2 protein-coding genes are annotated in these 1598 nt (G+C 71.6%); both read right to left on the minus strand.

What is annotated here, in order from left to right; genetic code table 11:
• Positions 1 to 5 precede the first annotated feature (5 nt).
• Positions 6 to 581, minus strand: coding sequence for a TadE/TadG family type IV pilus assembly protein (locus AX737_RS24505; RefSeq protein WP_238231951.1), 576 nt, complete (start codon positions 579 to 581; stop codon positions 6 to 8).
• Positions 578 to 1192 carry a TadE/TadG family type IV pilus assembly protein gene (locus AX737_RS24510; protein ID WP_066925839.1) on the minus strand — a complete coding sequence of 205 codons (615 nt, stop codon included), beginning with the start codon at positions 1190 to 1192 and terminating at the stop codon, positions 578 to 580. The genes AX737_RS24505 and AX737_RS24510 overlap by 4 nt, the downstream gene beginning before the upstream one ends.
• Positions 1193 to 1598: the final 406 nt, after the last annotated feature.

Raw genomic sequence — 1598 nt, forward strand, 5'->3', positions numbered from 1 at the left:
GGGGCTCAGACCGGCGGGCAGGGCTGTCCGCCGGGCAGCACCACCTCGGCGTTGCCCCAGTAGGCCCTGCCCTCCCGCACCGGCCAGACCGTGGTGTAGGAGAAGGTCCAGTTGGCAAGGGTCGGGAAGACCCGGAACAGGGCGGCGTAGCGCATCCGCACCTCCGCCATCACGTAGCGCCCGCCCGCCGTGCTCCCCGTCGGCGCGGGCCCGATCACCGAGCCGACGCTGCGGGCCTCGTCCTTCTGCGCCGCGCTCGAGCAGACCCGCGCCACGGCGGCGCCGTCCTTCAGGTAGACGCCCGCCGCCGTGAGCACGATGCCCGCGGCCCCGATGTCGTAGGGCGTCGCCACCGCCTGCGCGGCCGCGAAGACCTCGTCGAGCGGGGGATTCGTGCCGGAGATCAGGTCCGCCATGGTGCTGGCGGCGAGATCGAGCCGCTTGGCGGTCGAGAAGGCCCGCGGCAGCTCGACGGCGGCCATGAACAGGCCGAGCAGGATCGGCACGATGATCGCGAACTCGACCGCGCTGGCGCCAGACCGCGCGCGGGCGAAGCGCCGGGCGAGCGGCCCCGGCCTCACTGGCAGACCTTCCCGGCATAGGGCTCGGTGGAGAAGATCGCCGTCGACACGAGGAGCTGGCTGTTGGCGCCCATCGGATGGCGGGTGAAATCGAGCGCGTTGAACAGGCGCAGCACGGGCACGGCCGCCCGCAGGGCGACGATGTCCCCGCCCAGCGGGCACTGGAAGGTGCTGCCGAAGCTCTGGGCCCAGCCCTTCCTCTGGCTGTCGTAGGGTTCGGCCGGGCGGACCGCGCCGAAGCTCGAGCCCCGCGTCACGTCGAGCCTGAGGTCCTGGCAGCGGAACAGCACCGCGGCGCTGCCGCACATGATGCGGCGCAGGCGGCTGGCCGGGTCGTTGCCGTCCGCCGCGTCCTGGAACGCACCGGTGCGCAGCGCGCGCGTCGCCCGATCGACCGCGCTGTCCAGCGTCTGCTGCGACAGGGTCATCATGGCCGCCTCCACCACCACGCAGAGCAGCAGCAGGAACGGGACCGCCAGCAGCGCGAACTCGACCGCGCCCGCGCCCGAGCGCGCCCGCGCGAAATCGCGCCCGGCACCGAGCAGGCGAGCCCGCAGGGATGTCGATCGATCTCGCGACAGGAGTGCGGGAGGGCCGCTCGGGGCAGGCATATTCCAGGGCCGGTTGCGCGGTCCGGCAGATCGTCCCATCGGAGCGCCGGACATGATCGGCAGTTCTAGGCGCACCACCCTTTACAACCCGTGAGATTTTCCCGCCGCGATTGTGGGGTCGCGGCGCGTTGTCCTTGCAACTTAAGCTGTGATTCCGCAGATATTTACAACCTGACGAGGCAGCGCGGTTCATTAACCTGCCCGGTCCTAAGGATGTCGCCTGCGAAGATTTGCGCGGGCGAACGATGTGATGCGGGGGGGTCGGCACAGGAGGGCGCGGAGCTGTCGCGCGCGCGGCGCCCTCGCGGCCTTTCGCGCCGACCGCCGGGGCTCCGTCGCTCTGATCTTCGGCCTCGGCGGCACGGTCCTGGTTGGGCTTGTGGGCGGTGGGATCGACTACGCCCGG

The organism is Methylobacterium sp. CCH5-D2 (assembly GCF_001556475.1).
GTDB classification, from domain to species: domain Bacteria; phylum Pseudomonadota; class Alphaproteobacteria; order Rhizobiales; family Beijerinckiaceae; genus Methylobacterium; species Methylobacterium hispanicum.

Bases quoted from the DNA above. Each gene is read 5' to 3' on its own strand.
- AX737_RS24510 (WP_066925839.1), bottom strand. From the start codon at position 1,192: ATGCCTGCCCCGAGCGGCCCTCCCGCACTCCTGTCGCGAGATCGATCG.